The sequence below is a fragment of the Ruegeria sp. HKCCA0235A genome, assembly GCF_013033235.1.
In the GTDB taxonomy this organism is placed as follows: domain Bacteria; phylum Pseudomonadota; class Alphaproteobacteria; order Rhodobacterales; family Rhodobacteraceae; genus Ruegeria.
Genome location: NZ_WQDQ01000001.1, coordinates 492,651 through 508,750, shown reverse-complemented (window position 1 = coordinate 508,750; position 16,100 = coordinate 492,651). Strand labels below are relative to the sequence as shown.

At 58.1% G+C, this 16,100-nt stretch carries 16 protein-coding genes and 3 tRNA genes; 12 read left to right on the top strand and 7 right to left on the bottom strand.

Annotated features, from left to right (window positions below):
• Positions 1-145: 145 nt before the first annotated feature.
• Both GOW56_RS02520 and GOW56_RS02515 read left to right on the top strand, forming a co-directional pair.
• On the top strand, positions 146-415 hold the full coding sequence (locus GOW56_RS02520; protein ID WP_152458119.1) for an usg protein: 270 nt from the start codon (positions 146-148) through the stop codon (positions 413-415).
• Positions 416-514: 99 nt separating this feature from the next.
• Positions 515-1,177, top strand: a complete 663-nt coding sequence (locus GOW56_RS02515; RefSeq protein WP_216603509.1) for a hypothetical protein — start codon at positions 515-517, stop codon at positions 1,175-1,177.
• Here the strand turns inward: GOW56_RS02515 and GOW56_RS02510 are convergent, their stop codons facing one another.
• Positions 1,178-2,131, bottom strand: a complete 954-nt coding sequence (locus GOW56_RS02510; RefSeq protein WP_171204841.1) for a radical SAM protein — start codon at positions 2,129-2,131, stop codon at positions 1,178-1,180.
• Positions 2,132-2,294: 163 nt separating this feature from the next.
• Here GOW56_RS02510 and zwf point away from each other — a divergent pair, with 163 nt between their 5' ends.
• The 4 genes from zwf to GOW56_RS02490 all read left to right on the top strand — a co-directional run bounded on the left by zwf (position 2,295) and on the right by GOW56_RS02490 (position 7,831).
• Positions 2,295-3,749, top strand: coding sequence for a glucose-6-phosphate dehydrogenase (gene zwf / locus GOW56_RS02505; protein ID WP_171204840.1), 1,455 nt, complete (start codon positions 2,295-2,297; stop codon positions 3,747-3,749).
• Positions 3,746-4,417 (top strand): 6-phosphogluconolactonase, encoded by a 672-nt coding sequence (gene pgl, locus GOW56_RS02500; RefSeq protein ID WP_171204839.1) that lies wholly within the window; start codon positions 3,746-3,748, stop codon positions 4,415-4,417. The genes zwf and pgl overlap by 4 nt, the downstream gene beginning before the upstream one ends.
• Before the next feature lie 4 nt (positions 4,418-4,421).
• Entirely contained in the window at positions 4,422-6,026 is a 1,605-nt protein-coding gene (gene pgi, locus GOW56_RS02495) for a glucose-6-phosphate isomerase (protein ID WP_171167934.1), read from the top strand.
• 185 nt (positions 6,027-6,211) lie between these two features.
• Positions 6,212-7,831 (top strand): long-chain-fatty-acid--CoA ligase, encoded by a 1,620-nt coding sequence (locus tag GOW56_RS02490; protein WP_171204838.1) that lies wholly within the window; start codon positions 6,212-6,214, stop codon positions 7,829-7,831.
• Between the two features lie 21 nt (positions 7,832-7,852).
• On the opposite strand, the gene GOW56_RS02485 is transcribed toward GOW56_RS02490, so the two are convergent.
• From GOW56_RS02485 to GOW56_RS02475, 3 genes are all read right to left on the bottom strand, one after another.
• A tRNA-Asn gene (locus GOW56_RS02485) sits at positions 7,853-7,927 on the bottom strand.
• Positions 7,928-8,055: 128 nt separating this feature from the next.
• Positions 8,056-8,130 (bottom strand) — tRNA-Asn (locus GOW56_RS02480).
• A gap of 76 nt (positions 8,131-8,206) precedes the next feature.
• On the bottom strand, positions 8,207-9,121 hold the full coding sequence (locus GOW56_RS02475) for an MBL fold metallo-hydrolase (protein WP_171204837.1): 915 nt from the start codon (positions 9,119-9,121) through the stop codon (positions 8,207-8,209).
• 44 nt (positions 9,122-9,165) lie between these two features.
• Here GOW56_RS02475 and GOW56_RS02470 point away from each other — a divergent pair, with 44 nt between their 5' ends.
• On the top strand, positions 9,166-10,485 hold the full coding sequence (locus GOW56_RS02470) for an ATP-binding protein (protein WP_171167937.1): 1,320 nt from the start codon (positions 9,166-9,168) through the stop codon (positions 10,483-10,485).
• Positions 10,486-10,583: 98 nt separating this feature from the next.
• Positions 10,584-11,141, top strand: a complete 558-nt coding sequence (locus tag GOW56_RS02465; protein ID WP_171115717.1) for a hypothetical protein — start codon at positions 10,584-10,586, stop codon at positions 11,139-11,141.
• 53 nt (positions 11,142-11,194) lie between these two features.
• On the opposite strand, the gene GOW56_RS02460 is transcribed toward GOW56_RS02465, so the two are convergent.
• Positions 11,195-11,271: transfer RNA gene (locus tag GOW56_RS02460), tRNA-Ile, on the bottom strand.
• 106 nt (positions 11,272-11,377) lie between these two features.
• Here GOW56_RS02460 and purM point away from each other — a divergent pair.
• The 3 genes from purM (at position 11,378) to rnd (ending at position 14,289) form a co-directional block, all read left to right on the top strand.
• Positions 11,378-12,424, top strand: a complete 1,047-nt coding sequence (purM, locus tag GOW56_RS02455) for a phosphoribosylformylglycinamidine cyclo-ligase (RefSeq protein WP_171204836.1) — start codon at positions 11,378-11,380, stop codon at positions 12,422-12,424.
• Positions 12,421-13,017, top strand: coding sequence for a phosphoribosylglycinamide formyltransferase (purN, locus tag GOW56_RS02450; protein ID WP_171204835.1), 597 nt, complete (start codon positions 12,421-12,423; stop codon positions 13,015-13,017). Before purM ends, purN begins: the two co-directional genes overlap by 4 nt.
• Positions 13,018-13,131: 114 nt before the next feature.
• Positions 13,132-14,289 carry a ribonuclease D gene (gene rnd / locus GOW56_RS02445; RefSeq protein ID WP_171204834.1) on the top strand — a complete coding sequence of 386 codons (1,158 nt, stop codon included), beginning with the start codon at positions 13,132-13,134 and terminating at the stop codon, positions 14,287-14,289.
• 6 nt (positions 14,290-14,295) lie between these two features.
• On the opposite strand, the gene GOW56_RS02440 is transcribed toward rnd, so the two are convergent.
• A complete protein-coding gene (locus GOW56_RS02440) occupies positions 14,296-14,826 on the bottom strand; it encodes a hypothetical protein (RefSeq protein ID WP_171204833.1) in 531 nt (176 codons plus the stop codon).
• A gap of 139 nt (positions 14,827-14,965) precedes the next feature.
• Here GOW56_RS02440 and GOW56_RS02435 point away from each other — a divergent pair, with 139 nt between their 5' ends.
• Entirely contained in the window at positions 14,966-15,376 is a 411-nt protein-coding gene (locus tag GOW56_RS02435; RefSeq protein ID WP_117868838.1) for a SufE family protein, read from the top strand.
• A gap of 2 nt (positions 15,377-15,378) precedes the next feature.
• Here GOW56_RS02435 and GOW56_RS02430 read toward each other — a convergent pair whose 3' ends face one another.
• Positions 15,379-16,038 (bottom strand): DUF1638 domain-containing protein, encoded by a 660-nt coding sequence (locus tag GOW56_RS02430; protein WP_171204832.1) that lies wholly within the window; start codon positions 16,036-16,038, stop codon positions 15,379-15,381.
• Between the last annotated feature and the right edge of the window lie 62 nt (positions 16,039-16,100).

Sequence of the window (16,100 nt, the reverse complement as noted above, 5' to 3'; positions counted from 1 at the left end):
TATCAGACCCGGCACATAAGGTGCAAGCAAGCAGCGCTCCCCAAGGTTCGAATCCTCGGTAACACCCAAGTAACATATTGTTATCTAAGTATTAGGGGGTTTTCGTGCTAGCCTGAGAATATCGTGCAACAAACCGGAGGTCTGCATGAAGACAAGTGAAACCGAATTGATGCTTAAGGGCTATGGCCTGACAACGGCCGAATTTTTCTATCATATGCCCGATTACGTCCACGTCCTGAATACCTTCATCTGGCAGGAATATGACCTTGCGCCGGATCATCCGAAACTCTTCGAATTCATCGAGTTTTGGCAACGAGAAATAGAAGGGCCGCTGCATTCCGTGAAATTCACGCACCGCAAGATGATCGCACCGGGCGAGTGGCGCAACATGGTTGGCGAGTTTCGCGTGAACTGAGTGATCGGCCAGGTTCGCCTGTGCGTCGGAATTCCTGTTCTCATTTGAGGCAAGTCGCGTATGGTGACTGCCAATCTGATGGCGTCACAGGAAAAAACAATGATCAGAGCCGTTCTCTTTGTTGCAGCGCTTTGCATGACCAGCCCCGTTTTTGCCGAGGGTGTTCTGGACAAAATCAAAAAAGGCGCCGAGAGCGTCGGGAAGACGATCGACAAAGGTGCCGAAGCGGTTGACGATACGATCACGTCCACCTCTGAGCTGCTGTCCAACGAGGCAACACCTGAAGAAACGCGCGCAAAGCTTGACGCGATGGCAGGTGAGATTTTGGATCAGCTTTTGGCGGAAAACCCCGATGCGCGGCCACTTTATGACGTCAGTGCCGGGTATGCGGTGTTCGACTCTCGTAAGGTTACAGTATTTCCTGTGTCGGCGGGCTATGGCCGGGGCGTGGCGGTGTCGAAAGACACCGGGCAACACACATACATGAACATGGGAACGGGCGGGGTTGGCGGCGCCATCGGCATCGGTGGGTTCGAGACCAAATTCGTGATCCTGTTCGAAACTCCCGCTGATCTGGATAAGTTCATAAACCAAGGCTATGACGCGACCGCAGAAACGGGGGCCATGTATGGCGAGGACAAAACGGGCGAAACCCTGCGTTTTACTGATGGCCGCTCGTTCTTTGTTCTCAACAAAAAGGGCTGGCGCGTATCGGCCGGCGCGTCTGGCACCAAGTTTTGGAAATCGCCCGAGCTGAACTGATCAGCCAGAACAGCTGGCCCCGCCCAAAACGCAGAATTTGGCGCAATGAGGGTGGTTCAGATGCACGTCCGCCTCGGCCTCGGCCAGGGTATGACCCATCTCGAACTCGGGCTCATAGGGCAGCAGGGTGCAGGCCAGGACAGCAGGTTTTTCGGCCCCCTTGCGTTTGACCACCATACGGGCGCTGGCGCACATGACGTCGTTGGGGGATTTGTCAAGAATTCCCCAGCACGCGGTGGTGATTTCTGGAACCTCGACAGTTTCGTCCATTTCGGGAAACAGAACGGTCTGAGCCGGGTTCTGCGGGTCAATATCAAATCCGTGCCTGGCAAAGAACCTAGCATAGCCAGCACGGCTTTCCGCGTCTGACTCCCCCCAGACCGTACGCCCGGCGATGGCCATGTTGAAACCGTGGTCGCGCAACCATTCCATCCCGGCCAGGGTTTTGTCGAAACTGCCGTCGCCGCGTTCTTCATCGTGCAGGGCCGGGCGGAAGTGATCGACCGAAATGCGCAGAGTCAACATGTGGTTGAATTCCTTTTGCAACCCCAGCAACCCTTCGCGCATTTTGCGGCGCATCATCGGCGCCATTGCGTTGGTCAGGATCAGAACCTTGTACCCTCGTTCCAGCGCGGCGCGCGTCATGTCGATCATTTGCGGGTTCATGAACGGCTCACCGCCCGTGAAACCGATCTCGTGCACGGGCCAGTTGCGGGCTTCGATCTGATCCAGGTAGTTCCGGACCTCTTCAGCGGTGATGTAAACCAAAGCGTCATTGGTCGGGCTGCTGGCGATATAGCAGTTCACGCATTCGATATTGCACAAAGTGCCCGTATTGAACCAAAGGGTCTCGGGCCGTGTCAGGGAAACCTTTGCGCGGGTTTGGCCGTCAGCTGTCACCGATTTGTTTTGAAACTTGCCGATATTGGCGAGCTGAGGGGCGTTGTCTTTCATTCCCGCATCCGGTTCTTAAAGGTCATCAATTCGATCTAGCCCTTTGTCGCGGATTTGGTAAGGGTGACGCAGCGGTTCTGACAGAGTTTTGAACAGAGTGATTTTTTGCCGAATGGTTGCGCTAACATTGGACATGCCGGAAGGGGCGAGGTAAGGACAATTCATGGTTTCACGCGTCATACCTGTTGATCCCTTTGATCTGATCATTTTCGGCGGCACCGGCGATCTGGCGCAGCGCAAGATTCTGCCCGCGCTTTACCGTCGGTTTTGCGCCGGGCAATGGCATGAGGATGCAAGGATTATCGCAGCAGCGCGTACGGGCCATTCCGTGGAAGATTTCCGACAGATGGTCGCAGAATCGCTTCACCGGCATGCTGCGGTCCGCGCTTCAGAGTCCCAGAGAGTGTCCCGTTTTCTACAACGGGTCGATTATGTCCCGCTGGATGCAGTATCAGCCGAAGGATGGGACCTGCTGGGTAAAAAACTGTCACCCAACCGCGTGCGCGCGTTCTATTTCTCGGTCGGCCCCAGCCTGTTCGGCCCCTTGGCCGAGCGGGTCCGGGCCTATGACCTGGCGACCGAAGATACGCGCATCGTGGTGGAAAAACCGTTCGGGCATGATCTGGGCAGCGCGCGAGAGCTGAATGCCACACTGGCTGCGCATTTTGATGAAAGCCAGATTTACCGAATCGATCATTATCTGGGCAAGGAAACCGTCCAGAACCTGATGGCCGTACGGTTTGGCAATATGCTGTTCGAACCGTTGTGGAACAGCCAGTATGTCGACCACATCCAGATCACCGTTGCCGAAACCGTGGGCATCGATGGGCGCGAAGAATACTATGAACGCGCCGGCGCGATGCGGGACATGGTGCAAAACCACCTGATGCAGCTGCTGTGCCTGATTGCCATGGAACCCCCGGCGAAGTTCGATCCGGACGCGGTGCGGGATGAAAAGCTCAAGGTGATCCGGGCGCTTGATCCGGTGGAGCCGCATCACATCGTGCGCGGCCAGTTTTCGGCAGGGCCGGAAGGGGTGGGATACCGCGAATGTGTCGGCAATCCACGCTCGACCACTGAAAGCTATGTGGCGCTGAAGGCGCATGTCAGCAATTGGCGATGGGCGGGCACGCCGTTTTATCTGCGTACGGGCAAACGGCTGGTGGCGCGCTCGTCGGTTATCAATGTGATGTTCAAGGACGCGCCGCATTCGATTTTCGGGGAAGAGGCCGGGCGTCACGCCAATGCGTTGTCGATCCGGTTGCAACCCAACGAAGGGATCACGCTGAAAGTGACGATCAAGGAGCCGGGACCGGGAGGGATGCGGCTGATCGACGTTCCATTGGACATGAGTTTCGCCGAAGCACTGGGGCCTGAGAATCAAGACCCGCCAGATGCTTACGAGCGCCTCGTCATGGACGTGATACGGGGCAACCAGACGCTGTTCATGCGTGGGGACGAGGTCGAGGCCGCCTGGGCCTGGACCGATCCGATCATCGCCGGATGGCTGGCGCGCGGGGACGTGCCGAAACCTTATGACAGCGGCAGCACAGGGCCGGGCGACGCCGAGCTGCTGATGAAACGTGACGGTCGCCGCTGGCAGGGAATAAAGCCATGAACATTCAGGAATATGCCGACCGGGAAATGCTGGCCATCGATGTGGCAAACGCGTTGGCGGGTGAGCTTGAGGCCGCTTTGTTGCACAATGACACCGTTGCATTGGCCGTCCCCGGCGGGACAACACCGGGGCCGGTTTTTGACAGCCTGTGTGCCGCCGATCTCGAGTGGGACCGTGTGCGTGTTCTGCCTACGGACGAACGCTGCGTGCCGGCTTATCACGAACGTTCGAACGAACGTCTGATCCGGGAAAGACTGCTGACCAACCGGGCATCCGTCTCACAGTATATTCCACTTTATGTTCCGGGCGCAGAGCCTGAAGCGGCGTTGCCGGAAGTTGAATCGCTGATCGCGCCGGTACTGCCTTTGTCGGTTCTTGTCCTCGGGATGGGGGAAGACATGCACACGGCCTCGCTGTTCCCGGGAATGGACGGGCTGGACAAGGCCCTCGACAGCCAGGCGCCGACCTTGATCGTCGCCCGGACCGATGTGCAGCCAGAGCCCCGGATTTCTTTGACGGCCCCTGTTCTGGACGGGGCCTTGTCGAAACATCTGATCATCTACGGGCAGGCAAAACGAGACGTATTGGACAAAGCCATGTCGATGCCACCGGAAGAGGCACCGATCGCCGCGGTCCTCAGCGGCATGACGGTTCATTGGGCGGAGTGAGGCAATGCAGTTGGATGCTTTGAAGGCGCTTGCAGCAGCTGACCGCCGTATCGTCGACCTGTTTGCAAAGGATGCAACCCGGGCCGGGTCGTTTTCAGCCTCGACCGGGGATTTGCTGTTCGATTATTCAAAAACGCAGATCGATGAAGACGTGCGCGCTGCTTTGTTGCAATTGTGCGAAGATGCCGGGCTTGCGACGCGGCGCGACGCCATGTTTGCCGGGAAGAAGATCAACGAAACCGAAGGGCGCGCAGTGCTGCACACCGCCCTGCGCAACCTTGATGGTGGGCCGGTTGACGTGGACGGTCAGGACGTCATGCCCGGGGTTCTGGACACGCTGCATCGGATGCGTGTTTTTGCCGAGGAAGTGCGCGGCGGCGCCATTGCGGGGGCAGGGGGCAGTTTCACCGATGTGGTGAATATCGGCATCGGGGGGTCCGACCTGGGCCCGGTGATGGCCACGCACGCACTGGCCCCTTATCACGATGGCCCGCGGGTGCATTACGTCTCGAACGTGGATGGGGCCCACATCGCGGACACGTTGCGCCCGTTGGATCCGGCGCGGACGCTTGTGATTGTCGCGTCCAAGACATTCACCACGATCGAAACGATGACCAATGCGCGCACGGCCCGCGCCTGGATGTCCGAGGGCGGAGGTGATCCGTCCCGCCAGTTTGCCGCCGTATCCAGCGCGCTGGACAAGACGCAGGCTTTCGGCATCCCCGAGGCGCATGTATTCGGTTTCGCCGATTGGGTGGGCGGGCGTTATTCGGTCTGGGGGCCGGTCGGATTGCCGGTCATGATTGCCGTCGGTTCAAATGCATTTGATGCGTTTCTGCGGGGCGGGCAGGCGATGGATCTGCATTTCCGCTCGGCGGATTGGGTGGAAAACATGCCTGTGATGCTGGCGCTGGTCGGCATCTGGCACCGTCAGGTTCTGGGTTGCACCAGCCGCGCTGTGCTGCCCTATGATCAGCGGCTGCTGCGCCTGCCAGCCTATCTCCAGCAGTTGGAAATGGAATCGAATGGCAAATCTGTCGCGATGGACGGGTCTTCGCTGGCTGTCCCCTCCGGGCCAGTGGTCTGGGGTGAGCCGGGTACCAATGGCCAGCATGCGTTCTATCAGCTCATCCATCAGGGGACGGATGTCATTCCCTGTGAATTCATGGTCGCCGCCGAAGGGCACGAACCCGAGTTGACCCACCATCACCGCCTGCTTTTGGCCAACTGTCTGGCCCAGTCAGAGGCTTTGATGCGTGGCCGGTCTTTGGATGAAGCCCGTGAACTCATGGCAGAAAAAGGCCTTGATGGCGACGAACTTGATCGGCAGGCGCGACACCGCGTGTTTCCGGGCAACCGCCCTTCCACAACGCTGATCTATCCGAAGCTTACGCCGTTCGTTCTGGGGCAGATTATCGCGCTGTACGAACATCGTGTGTTCGTTGAAGGTGTTCTGCTGGGCATCAATTCCTTTGATCAGTGGGGTGTGGAATTGGGCAAAGAGCTTGCCAACTCGCTTGGACCTGTCGTGGATGGTGTCGCCAGTGCTGACGGTAAGGACGGATCAACCGCCGCATTGGTCGCCTACGCGCTGAAACACCGAAACTAAGAGCGAAAAATACCGCCCACGGCCGTGTTGGGCTGCATTCTTTTATTGTCAGACAATTAAATGATTGGCAGGGTTCCTCCGTAGGAAACGACTGTATTGACGCATCGGGTCACGCCCCAAGCCGTCAATGCCAGATGGATAAGGCAGAGGCCATCCAAGGTCTCGCCAAGGACGGGAGGATGTCCATGTTAGGACAGATGATGACGCAGCCCTTGCTGGTTTCGTCGCTGATCGATCACGCTGACCGCTATCACGGTCAGACCGAGATTGTTTCGGTTGAAACGGATGGAACGGTCACTGAAACCAACTGGTCCGAGATTGCGGTGAATGCCCGACGGATGGCGTCGGCCTTGACCAATCTGGGGCTGGAACCGCAGGACAGGATCGGGACACTGGCCTGGAACAATCGGCGGCATCTCGAGATCTATTTTGCCACGTCCGGCGCGGGCTATGTCTGTCACACGGTCAATCCCCGCCTGTTCCCCGAGCAGCTGATGTTTATCATCAACCATGCCCAGGACAGGGTTCTGTTCTTCGATGCGACGTTCATTCCGCTGGTCGCCGCGCTGCATGACGCTTTGTCCGAAGTTCAGCATTTTGTCCTCATGGGGCCTCGCAATGAAGAGGCTGCGGCTCAGGTTCCTGATCTGAAGTTCTATGACGAGTTGCTGGAGACCGGGGATGCAGGTTTCCAATGGCCTGAGCTGGATGAAAAGACGGCCTGCGGGCTGTGCTATACGTCGGGAACCACAGGCAATCCAAAGGGCGTATTGTATTCTCATCGGTCGACACTGCTGCACAGCTTTGCATCGAACACACGGGATGTGATCGGGTATTCAGCGATGGATGTTGTCATGCCGGTTGTGCCGATGTTCCATGTCAACGCCTGGGGGTCGCCCTACGCCTGCGCCATGTCGGGATCGCGGCTTGTGTTGCCTGGGCCGGATTTGCACGGCGAGGCGCTGGTCAATCTGATCGACACCTATGGCGTGACCTTGGCCATGGGCGTGCCGACCATCTGGCAGGGCTTGCTGGCCTATGCCGCGGCATGCGGAACCGAACTCAAAAGCCTTGAACGCACGGTTATCGGCGGCGCCGCGTGCCCTCCGTCGATGATCGAAACCTTCCGCGAAACCTATGGCGTTGACACGGTCCACGCCTGGGGCATGAGCGAGATGAGCCCGCTGGGCACGACGAATTATCCCTTGGCCAAACACCTGAAGCTGCCGCCGGAAGAACAGCACAAGATCCGCCTGAGTCAGGGCAGACCACCCTTTGGGGTCGAGTTGAAAATCGTGGACGAAGATGGGAATAATCTGCCGCATGACGGCGAAACCCAGGGCGATTTGATGGTGCGGGGTCACTGGGTTCTGGACAGCTATTTCCAGTTGCAGGATCAGGAACTTTTACAGGATGGCTGGTTCGCCACCGGGGATGTGGCCACTTTGGATCCGGATGGCTACATGACCATTCGCGACAGATCCAAAGACATCATCAAATCCGGTGGGGAATGGATCAGTTCGGTCGAGCTTGAGAACATCGCCGTGGCACATCCCCAGCTTGCAACGGCCGCCGTGGTTGGTGTTCCGCATCCGAAATGGGATGAACGCCCCTTGCTGGTTGCCGTGAAAGCCGATGGTGAAGAGCCCAGCGAAGAGGATTTGCTTGCCTTTTTCGAAGGCAAAATCGCCAAGTGGCAGATCCCGGACAAGGTTGTCTTTGTCGACGCATTGCCGCTGAGCGCGACCGGAAAGGTATTGAAACGCAAGCTTCGGGCCGAGTTCGGCGACGCCCTGACAGGCTAGGTCTGCTGCGTTTTGGGGAATTGGCTCCGGCGGTAGGGATCGAACCTACGACCAATTGATTAACAGTCAACTGCTCTACCGCTGAGCTACGCCGGAACGGTTCGCGCCGTATAGCAATCCGGTTTCCCGACGTCCAGAGGTTGCGTGTGTTTTTCGACGAAAAAAAACGGCATAAATCGATGTGATTTTTGACGGCAATGCAGGTCTGAACGAAGGGGGGATTTTGGCTCCGGCGGTAGGGATCGAACCTACGACCAATTGATTAACAGTCAACTGCTCTACCGCTGAGCTACGCCGGAACTGAGGCGCATATAGCAACCCCGATTCCGGACGTCCAGTGGTTAAGTACGAGAACCATCAAAAAATTTTGCTGTTTTAGCGAACCCGCCGAAAAACAGATGAAACTGACAGGGGGTCAATGGGAGCCACTTTGTTTTTCCCATTCAGATCAACGAGATGAGCGAAAACGTTGCGCTCGGCCGCGGGCAGCAATGCCGCTGGCGTATCCGTATAGATGCGCCCAGCCAGATCCCGTGCCGTCCCGTCTTCATCCTCCAGTGCGCTCAGGATCTGTGCCTCGCGGGTCTGGCGGTGTGCAATCAGCCAGTCCAAACGTTCGGCAGGGCTGGTGATCGGTGCGCCATGGCCTGCATGGAAAACCGACCAGTCGCGCGCGCGCAGCCGATGGCAGGCAGTCATGAAGTCGGTCAGATCACCATCCGGAGGGGACACCAACGAGCTGGCCCAACCCATGACATGATCCGCCGTGAAGCAGATGTTCTGCCAGGCCAGGGCAATGTGATTGCCCAGATGGCCCGGTGTGTGAATGACCTCAAGCTGCCACCCGTCGCCATTGATGGTCTCACCATCCGTCACTTCGACATCAGGGCGAAACGTGGTGTCGATGCCTTCGCCGCCGCCGGTCAGCCCCTGCGCGGCAAGATCGGTCATGACGGCGCTGCGCCCCGCCTCGGGCCCGCCATAAGCATAAATCGTCGCCCCTGTGCGCGCCGCCAGCGGAGCCGCCAAGGGTGAATGGTCCACATGCGCATGTGTGACAATGATATGGCTGATCCTTTGACCCGGCGCCAAGGAATCCAGAATTGCGCCCAGATGTGCCTCGCTTGCAGGGCCTGGATCGATGACGGCAATGTCGCGTTCACCCAGCAGATACGTGTTGGTACCGCGATAGGTCATCGGAGAGGGATTCGGGGCCAGAATACGCCGCAAACCCGGATGCAGTTCCTCTGGCTGGCCGACGGGCGGATCGAAATCATCTGGTGCCTGCATTCTGTGCTCTTTCTCTTGTCCGGGCAGCCCGTTAGGTTTAGCGCATGTCTTCGCACTGGCTCAAACCTTATATGCCTCGCAGTCTTTACGCCCGGGCAGCGCTGATCCTGGTTTTACCTGTGATCGTGCTGTTGCTGGTCGTGGGAATCGCGTTCCTTCAAAAGCATCTTGAGGATGTCACCGGCCAGATGACGCGCGCGGCATCCCGCGAGGTGATGCTGATTTCGACAATGATCGAGGACGCGGAAACGCAACAACAGGCGCTGGCGTCGATTCGTCCCGATTTGCAGGCCCTTGAGATGAAGGCCAGGTTTCTGGGCGTCAACGAACAGCCTGAGATTGGCGCGCGGCGATGGTATGATTTCATCGCCCCGCAGGTCGAATCCGAACTGTATGCCAGGTTGCCCAATCTTGACGCCGTGGCTTTACCCAGCAGCAAAGAAGCGCGGGTTTATTTGAAGACCCATCTGGGGCTGCTGCAATTGACGTTCGATCGGCGCAGGTTGTCGCCCGCGGCCCCGCATCAATTGATCGTCACCATGGTGTTCTTTGCGGTCATCATGACGACGATCTCGTTTCTTTACATGCGAAATCAATTGCGCCCCATCACGCGCCTTGCTGATGCGGCGCAGGCCTTCGGGCGGGGGCGAATCGTTCCGTATTCACCCGGTGGTGCCATCGAGGTGCGCGCGGCGGGAAATGCGTTTCTGGATATGCGGTCCCGGATCGAACGCCAGATCGAACAACGGACGTTGATGCTGTCGGGTGTCAGCCACGATCTGCGGACCCCGTTGACACGTTTGAAGCTTGGACTGTCGATGTTGCCGGAAGACGAGGCCGCGCCGTTGCAAAAGGATGTTACGGAAATGCAGTCCTTGCTGGATGCGTTTCTGGATTTTTCGCGTGGGGCTGCCGAGGGATCGACGGAAGAGGTCCAACCGGATGAATTCCTCCGCCAGATCGTGGATGATGCAAAACGGGCCGGTCATCAGGCAGAGCTGATCGCGGTCGAGGGGCAGGGGACGGTCATGATACGCCCGATGGCTGTACGCCGGGCGGTGGAAAACCTGATTGGAAATGCCATGCGCTATGGCAGCCGGGCCGAGCTCAGCCTGTTTTTGAACGCGAAATCGATGCGCATCCGCGTTGAGGATGACGGCCCCGGTATACCTGCGGACCAACGTACAGAGGCGGTAAAGCCTTTCACGCGACTCGACCCGGCTCGCAATCAGAATCAGGGCAGTGGCGTTGGCCTTGGTCTTGCGATTGTGGCGGATGTCGCGCGCGCGCATGGTGGCGCTTTGCGTCTGTCGAAAAGTGAACGTCTTGGAGGGCTCTGCGCGGACATTATTATCGGGCGATAGACCCCCTGTTATGTCTGCGAATGGGGTTCAATTTTGTTAATTTGTCTGGCCATGGCATCCTGTCCTCATAGTTTTTTGCTTTTTTGGGGGCGCATAAGATGGTTATCGCAGGATTTGTGAAATTGGCCGAAAAGGGGTTTGTCGGGTGCGCGACACTTGCGGCCTTGCTGCCTCTTTGGCAGTGGTATGACGAAACCGATGAAAGGCGGGTGGAACGTTTGACCGGTTTTATCGGGGCAGGCGATACATGTCTGAAATGGTTGCGGTCCGACCTGATCGAGTCGTTGGCATCCGAGTTGTGGCATGCGTCGCAGCAGGACGTGGTGGATGGCGACGAGGATCTGGCGCCTCTTCCGGTTCAGGTGCGTGCCAATATGGCGATATTTTGCGCTGAAATGCTGGACTATTTGCAGAATGACTTCGGCAAGTTCGATGAGCCTCTCGCCTATGATTACTACATGATGATCATGGATGCTTCGTTCTGGGTCGATCCTGATGAATTCGAGACCTATTTGGAGGCGGTGCATCAAGATCCGAGCCTGTCCGGCAGTCACGAGGATTACAGCTTTGGTGGGCGCGACGGCTATTCCTATGAATGGCAAGTAACCCAAGAGGAGCTTGACGCCTATTTTGGGTTCGAAGATTCGGACGGATAAGCCAGCGCATCAACGTCCAGACGGCAACAACCCACCCGGATGTTTCGGCGAAATGGTAGGCCCGGAGGGACTCGAACCCCCAACCAAAGCGTTATGAGCGCTCTGCTCTAACCAATTGAGCTACAGGCCCGCCTAGGCGCTTGGGTATCACGGTGAACAGCCGCGTCAAGCCTGACCGTTGCAACAAACGCCACAATCGACTAACCCGCCCGCAAAGCTTTCTTGAGGGACCGGACATGACAGCGGGTAAAAACGGAATCACCTATGCCGATGCAGGTGTGGATATCGACGCGGGCAACGCCCTGGTCGATCGGATCAAACCCGCCGCCAAGCGGACCAACCGCCCCGGTGTGATGAGCGGCCTGGGTGGATTTGGCGCGCTGTTCGATCTGAAGGCTGCCGGATACCGGGACCCGATCCTGGTCGGTGCGACGGATGGCGTGGGCACCAAGCTGCGGATTGCGATTGATACCGGCGTCGTGGACGGGGTCGGCGTCGATCTGGTGGCCATGTGCGTGAATGACCTGATCTGTCAGGGTGCCGAGCCGCTGTTCTTCCTCGATTATTTCGCGACCGGCAGGCTGGATACCGATACGGCGGCGCGGATCATCGAAGGGATTGCCGAAGGCTGTGCGCAGTCTGGCTGTGCCCTGATTGGTGGTGAAACCGCCGAGATGCCGGGAATGTATCCTGATGGCGATTTTGATCTGGCCGGGTTTGCGGTCGGTGCGATGGAACGCGGCGCAGATCTGCCTGCGGGCGTTCAAGCCGGTGACGTCCTTTTGGGTCTGGCCTCGAACGGGGTGCATTCCAACGGCTATTCGCTTGTGCGCAAGCTGGTCGAACTGTCCGGTCTGGGCTGGGATTCGCCGTCTCCCTTCGGAGAGGGCAACCTGGGTGAGGCACTTCTGACGCCCACACGCCTTTACGTAAAACCGGCTTTGGCTGCGGTTCGTGCGGGTGGTGTTCACGCGCTGGCGCATATCACCGGCGGTGGGTTGACCGAAAATCTTCCCCGCGTGCTGCCCCAAGGGCTGGGGGCCCAGATCGATCTGGACAGTTGGCAACTGCCCCCTGTCTTCGGCTGGATGGCGAAGACCGGCAGTATCGTTGAGTCGGAAATGCTCAAGACCTTCAATTGCGGCATCGGCCTTATTGTCGTGTGCGCTGCGGACAAGGCGGACGAGTTGTCGGCCCTGCTGGCGGATGCCGGTGAAACCGTCGCTCGGATCGGTACTGTCACGGAAACGCCCGGCGTTGCCTATTCGGACAAACTGCTGTGAGCCAGAAGCGCGTCGCGATCCTGATCTCCGGGGGCGGGTCGAACATGGTGTCGCTTGTTGACAGCATGACCAAAGATCATCCGGCGCGGCCCTGTTTGGTGTTGTCCAATGACGCGCAGGCAGGCGGGCTGAAAAAAGCTGCGGACCGTGGCATTCCGACCGCAGTGGTTGATCATCGCCCTTTCAAGGGGGACCGCAGCGCCTTTGAAGCCGAGCTTTTGAAACCCCTGCAAGAGGCGCGACCCGACATTGTCTGTCTGGCTGGCTTCATGCGGGTTCTGACAGCGGATTTCGTGTCTCGGTTTCAAGGGCGGATGCTGAATATCCACCCTTCATTATTGCCAAAATACAAAGGGTTACACACCCATGCCCGCGCGATACAAGCCGGAGATTCCGAACACGGCTGCTCGGTGCATGAGGTGACGGCGGCACTGGATGACGGCCCGATTCTGGGCCAGGCACGGGTGCCGATCCAAGCCGATGATACACCGGAATCGCTGGCTGCGCGGGTGCTGGTGTGGGAACACAAACTCTACCCTGAAGTGCTGCGGCGCTTTGCTGAAGGCAACAGGTCGCCCGTCCTGTTGCCGTGAACGCTCTGTGGGTGATTTACACCCGTGCAATAATCGGCCTATGGTCGTCGACAACGCTCGGGACGAGGACAAAAACGGGCAGGCACAAAAACAAGAGCGATACTAGTACGGCGCATGAAAACCCTGACGACGACGCAAGAGCTGGCCGATTTCTGCATGGCCGCCGAAGGCTATCCCTATATCACGGTCGACACCGAATTTCTGCGCGAGCGGACGTATTACTCCAAGCTGTGCCTGGTGCAATTGGCTGTCCCGTCCGAGGATGAAGACAGCGCGGTTCTGGTCGATCCGCTTGCCGATGGTTTGTCGCTTGACCCGCTTTACGATCTTTTCCGGAATGAAAGCGTGGTCAAGGTGTTCCATGCCGCCCGCCAGGACCTTGAGATCTTCTGGGTGGAAGCCGGCGTGTTTCCCAAGCCGCTGTTCGACACACAGGTCGCAGCGATGGTGTGTGGCTTTGGCGAGCAGGTTGGCTATGAAACTCTGGTTCGGAAAATCTGCAAGCAGGGCGTCGACAAGACCTCTCGGTTCACCGACTGGTCCCGGCGCCCGTTGACCGATGCTCAGAAAAACTATGCTCTTGCAGATGTGACCCATTTGCGCGGGATCTACGAGCGTCTGGCCGCAGAACTTGAAAAGACGCAGCGCAGCCACTGGGTTGCCGAAGAATTGCGGACCCTGACACAGCCTGCCACTTATGACATCCGGCCTGAAGACGCATGGAAGCGGGTAAAAACGCGCACGAACTCGGCCAAGTTTCTGGCCGTGGTGCGCGAATTGGCGCAGTTTCGCGAATCCTATGCGCAGGAAAACAACGTGCCCCGGAACCGCGTATTCAAAGACGACGCGCTGATCGAGCTGGCATCGACCAAACCCAAAACACATTCGGATTTGGGCGGATCCCGCCTGTTGCTGCGCGAAGCCCGCAAAGGGGCGATCGCCGAAGGTATTCTGGCAGCGGTCAAGCGTGGCGTGAATTGCCCGCCTGACAAATTGCCCAAGGTCGACACTTCGCGCGACAAGCTCAAGGTCAATCCGGCGCTGGCTGACCTACTGAGGGTTCTGCTGAAGTCCAAGACCGAAAGTTCAGGTGTGGCGGCGAAATTGATCGCCACAAGCTCGGACCTGGATCAGATTGCGGCCGGCGAGCGGGATGTTCCAGCCTTGTCGGGATGGCGGTTCGAGGTCTTTGGCGAGGATGCTCTCAAACTGTGCGAAGGAAAGATTGCCCTCGCGGCCAAAGGACAGTCGGTCAAGGTCGTGTCCCTGTAACGGCGCTTACCGGCGCCGTGATTCCAGTGCGTTTTGCTGTCCGACCACGCGGACCAGCCGAATACCTTGCAGTTCCTGATTCGAGATATTGATGGCGTCCGATACCATCCGAGTACGTTCCGACCCTTGCGGCGTCTCATAGCTGGGGTAGTTCACACGGAACACAAATTCCAAAGTTCCGTTCTTCTGGTTTTCTTCCTTTTCAACAGGAACCAGACGCGCGTTGAATGCCCCCTGTCGGACAGCCGTGCCAGACGCATAGATGATCGCGCCGGTGGGAGTTGGGTCGATACGCAACTCGTCGATCTGACCAATTGGAATGCTGGTGTCTTCGGCATCGGGGCGGGAAAACAGGCCGGTTCCTCCGCCTTGCTTCGGAACCAGTGCGTCGGCGGCATTTGGGTCGGGCGGTGTTTCGGCTTCGACAGATCTGCTGGATCCGAACCAGTTTGAAGGGTTCACCCGAGAGTCACGCCAGCTGCTGCATGCAGTCAGGGTCAGCGTGGCGATGATGAGAACGGACAGAGATTTTTGCATGGACCCACAGACTTTCACACGAGTTCAGGCAATGGGTTAGCGCATATTCTTCGCGTTGAAAAGCCACCGCGGGGGCTGGACAGTGGCGGGTCACCGGCTTAGGTCACAATTGTGAATGCAACCAAAGGATCACCGCATCATGGCCACGCCCGCCTTTGAAGAGATTGTCGAGGATTTCGAGTTTCTCGAGGATTGGGAAGACCGGTATCGCCATGTCATCGAGCAGGGCAAGGCGATGGAGCCGCTGGACGATGCATTCAAGGTTCCGGCGACAAAAGTCCATGGATGCGCCAGCCAGGTCTGGCTGCATCCGATGATTGAATCCGGCGTCTTCAAATTCGATGGTGACAGCGATGCACTGATCGTGCGCGGCCTGATCGCTGTTCTTCGGTCCTTGTACAACGGTTTGCCCGTGGCCGAAGTTCCCAAGGTCGATGCGGGGGCGGAACTGGCACGCCTTGGGCTGAACGACCACCTGTCCGCTCAGCGCTCGAACGGCCTGCGGTCTATGATCGAACGCATCCGGCAGGTCGCACAGGAAAACGCCTGACCTCATCCTGGGCGGTTTGCCCAGTCCGACAGCGTGTTTTCCAGATCGCCGTAACCGGTGAACCGGCGTTCGAATTCCAGCCCCATCCGGTCTGCGCATTCGCGCGCGCGTTCCGTCAGCTCTGGGCTGTCGATCTGGGCCTGATAGACAAGTTTGGTGTAATTGCCGAAATACATGTCACGCAGTTCCGGGTGGCGGTCCAGGCCCAGTGGTTTCCAGACAAAGGCGTCGAATTGCCGGGCCAGGAAATCTGTCAGATAGAACGCGGTTGTTTCGTCTTCTCCGCGGTCCTGAAAGGCCTGATTTCCTTCGAAGAAGGAATAGCAATGGGGCCCCTTCACCATTTCGACCCCAAGTTTTTCGCAGGCGGCCTGAAGCAGACCCCCGGTGCCGCAATCGGCGTAAACGATGTAGATCTTGTCAAAATCGCCTTGATGCTTGGCCACGGCGTCTTCCACGGCCTGGGTGATCCGTTCCGGGTGAACGTGCAGGATCGCAGGCAGGCAGGTCAGAGCCATGTGATCCCAGCCATTCCGTGTTTTGATATCCAGTATTTCGCGCGCAAGAGCGCCGCAGGCAATCAACAGGATGCTTCCCTTGCCTGTATCTTCATAGCCCTTCGAGGTCAGGCTTGCATCATCTGGCAGGGATTCGTTTGACATCGCTTGGCATCCTCCGGGGCTTTTGCCATAGGAGGATGATTGAGGCCGTTGGGCAAGCCCCG

Coding starts and splice junctions, on each gene's coding strand:
- GOW56_RS02520 (WP_152458119.1), top strand. CDS start 146: ATGAAGACAAGTGAAACCGAATTGATGCTTAAGGGCTATGGCCTGACA.
- GOW56_RS02515 (WP_216603509.1), top strand. CDS start 515: ATGATCAGAGCCGTTCTCTTTGTTGCAGCGCTTTGCATGACCAGCCCC.
- GOW56_RS02510 (WP_171204841.1), bottom strand. CDS start 2,131: ATGAAAGACAACGCCCCTCAGCTCGCCAATATCGGCAAGTTTCAAAAC.
- zwf (WP_171204840.1), top strand. CDS start 2,295: ATGGTTTCACGCGTCATACCTGTTGATCCCTTTGATCTGATCATTTTC.
- pgl (WP_171204839.1), top strand. CDS start 3,746: ATGAACATTCAGGAATATGCCGACCGGGAAATGCTGGCCATCGATGTG.
- pgi (WP_171167934.1), top strand. CDS start 4,422: ATGCAGTTGGATGCTTTGAAGGCGCTTGCAGCAGCTGACCGCCGTATC.
- GOW56_RS02490 (WP_171204838.1), top strand. CDS start 6,212: ATGTTAGGACAGATGATGACGCAGCCCTTGCTGGTTTCGTCGCTGATC.
- GOW56_RS02475 (WP_171204837.1), bottom strand. CDS start 9,121: ATGCAGGCACCAGATGATTTCGATCCGCCCGTCGGCCAGCCAGAGGAA.
- GOW56_RS02470 (WP_171167937.1), top strand. CDS start 9,166: ATGTCTTCGCACTGGCTCAAACCTTATATGCCTCGCAGTCTTTACGCC.
- GOW56_RS02465 (WP_171115717.1), top strand. CDS start 10,584: ATGGTTATCGCAGGATTTGTGAAATTGGCCGAAAAGGGGTTTGTCGGG.
- purM (WP_171204836.1), top strand. CDS start 11,378: ATGACAGCGGGTAAAAACGGAATCACCTATGCCGATGCAGGTGTGGAT.
- rnd (WP_171204834.1), top strand. CDS start 13,132: ATGAAAACCCTGACGACGACGCAAGAGCTGGCCGATTTCTGCATGGCC.
- GOW56_RS02440 (WP_171204833.1), bottom strand. CDS start 14,826: ATGCAAAAATCTCTGTCCGTTCTCATCATCGCCACGCTGACCCTGACT.
- GOW56_RS02435 (WP_117868838.1), top strand. CDS start 14,966: ATGGCCACGCCCGCCTTTGAAGAGATTGTCGAGGATTTCGAGTTTCTC.
- GOW56_RS02430 (WP_171204832.1), bottom strand. CDS start 16,038: ATGTCAAACGAATCCCTGCCAGATGATGCAAGCCTGACCTCGAAGGGC.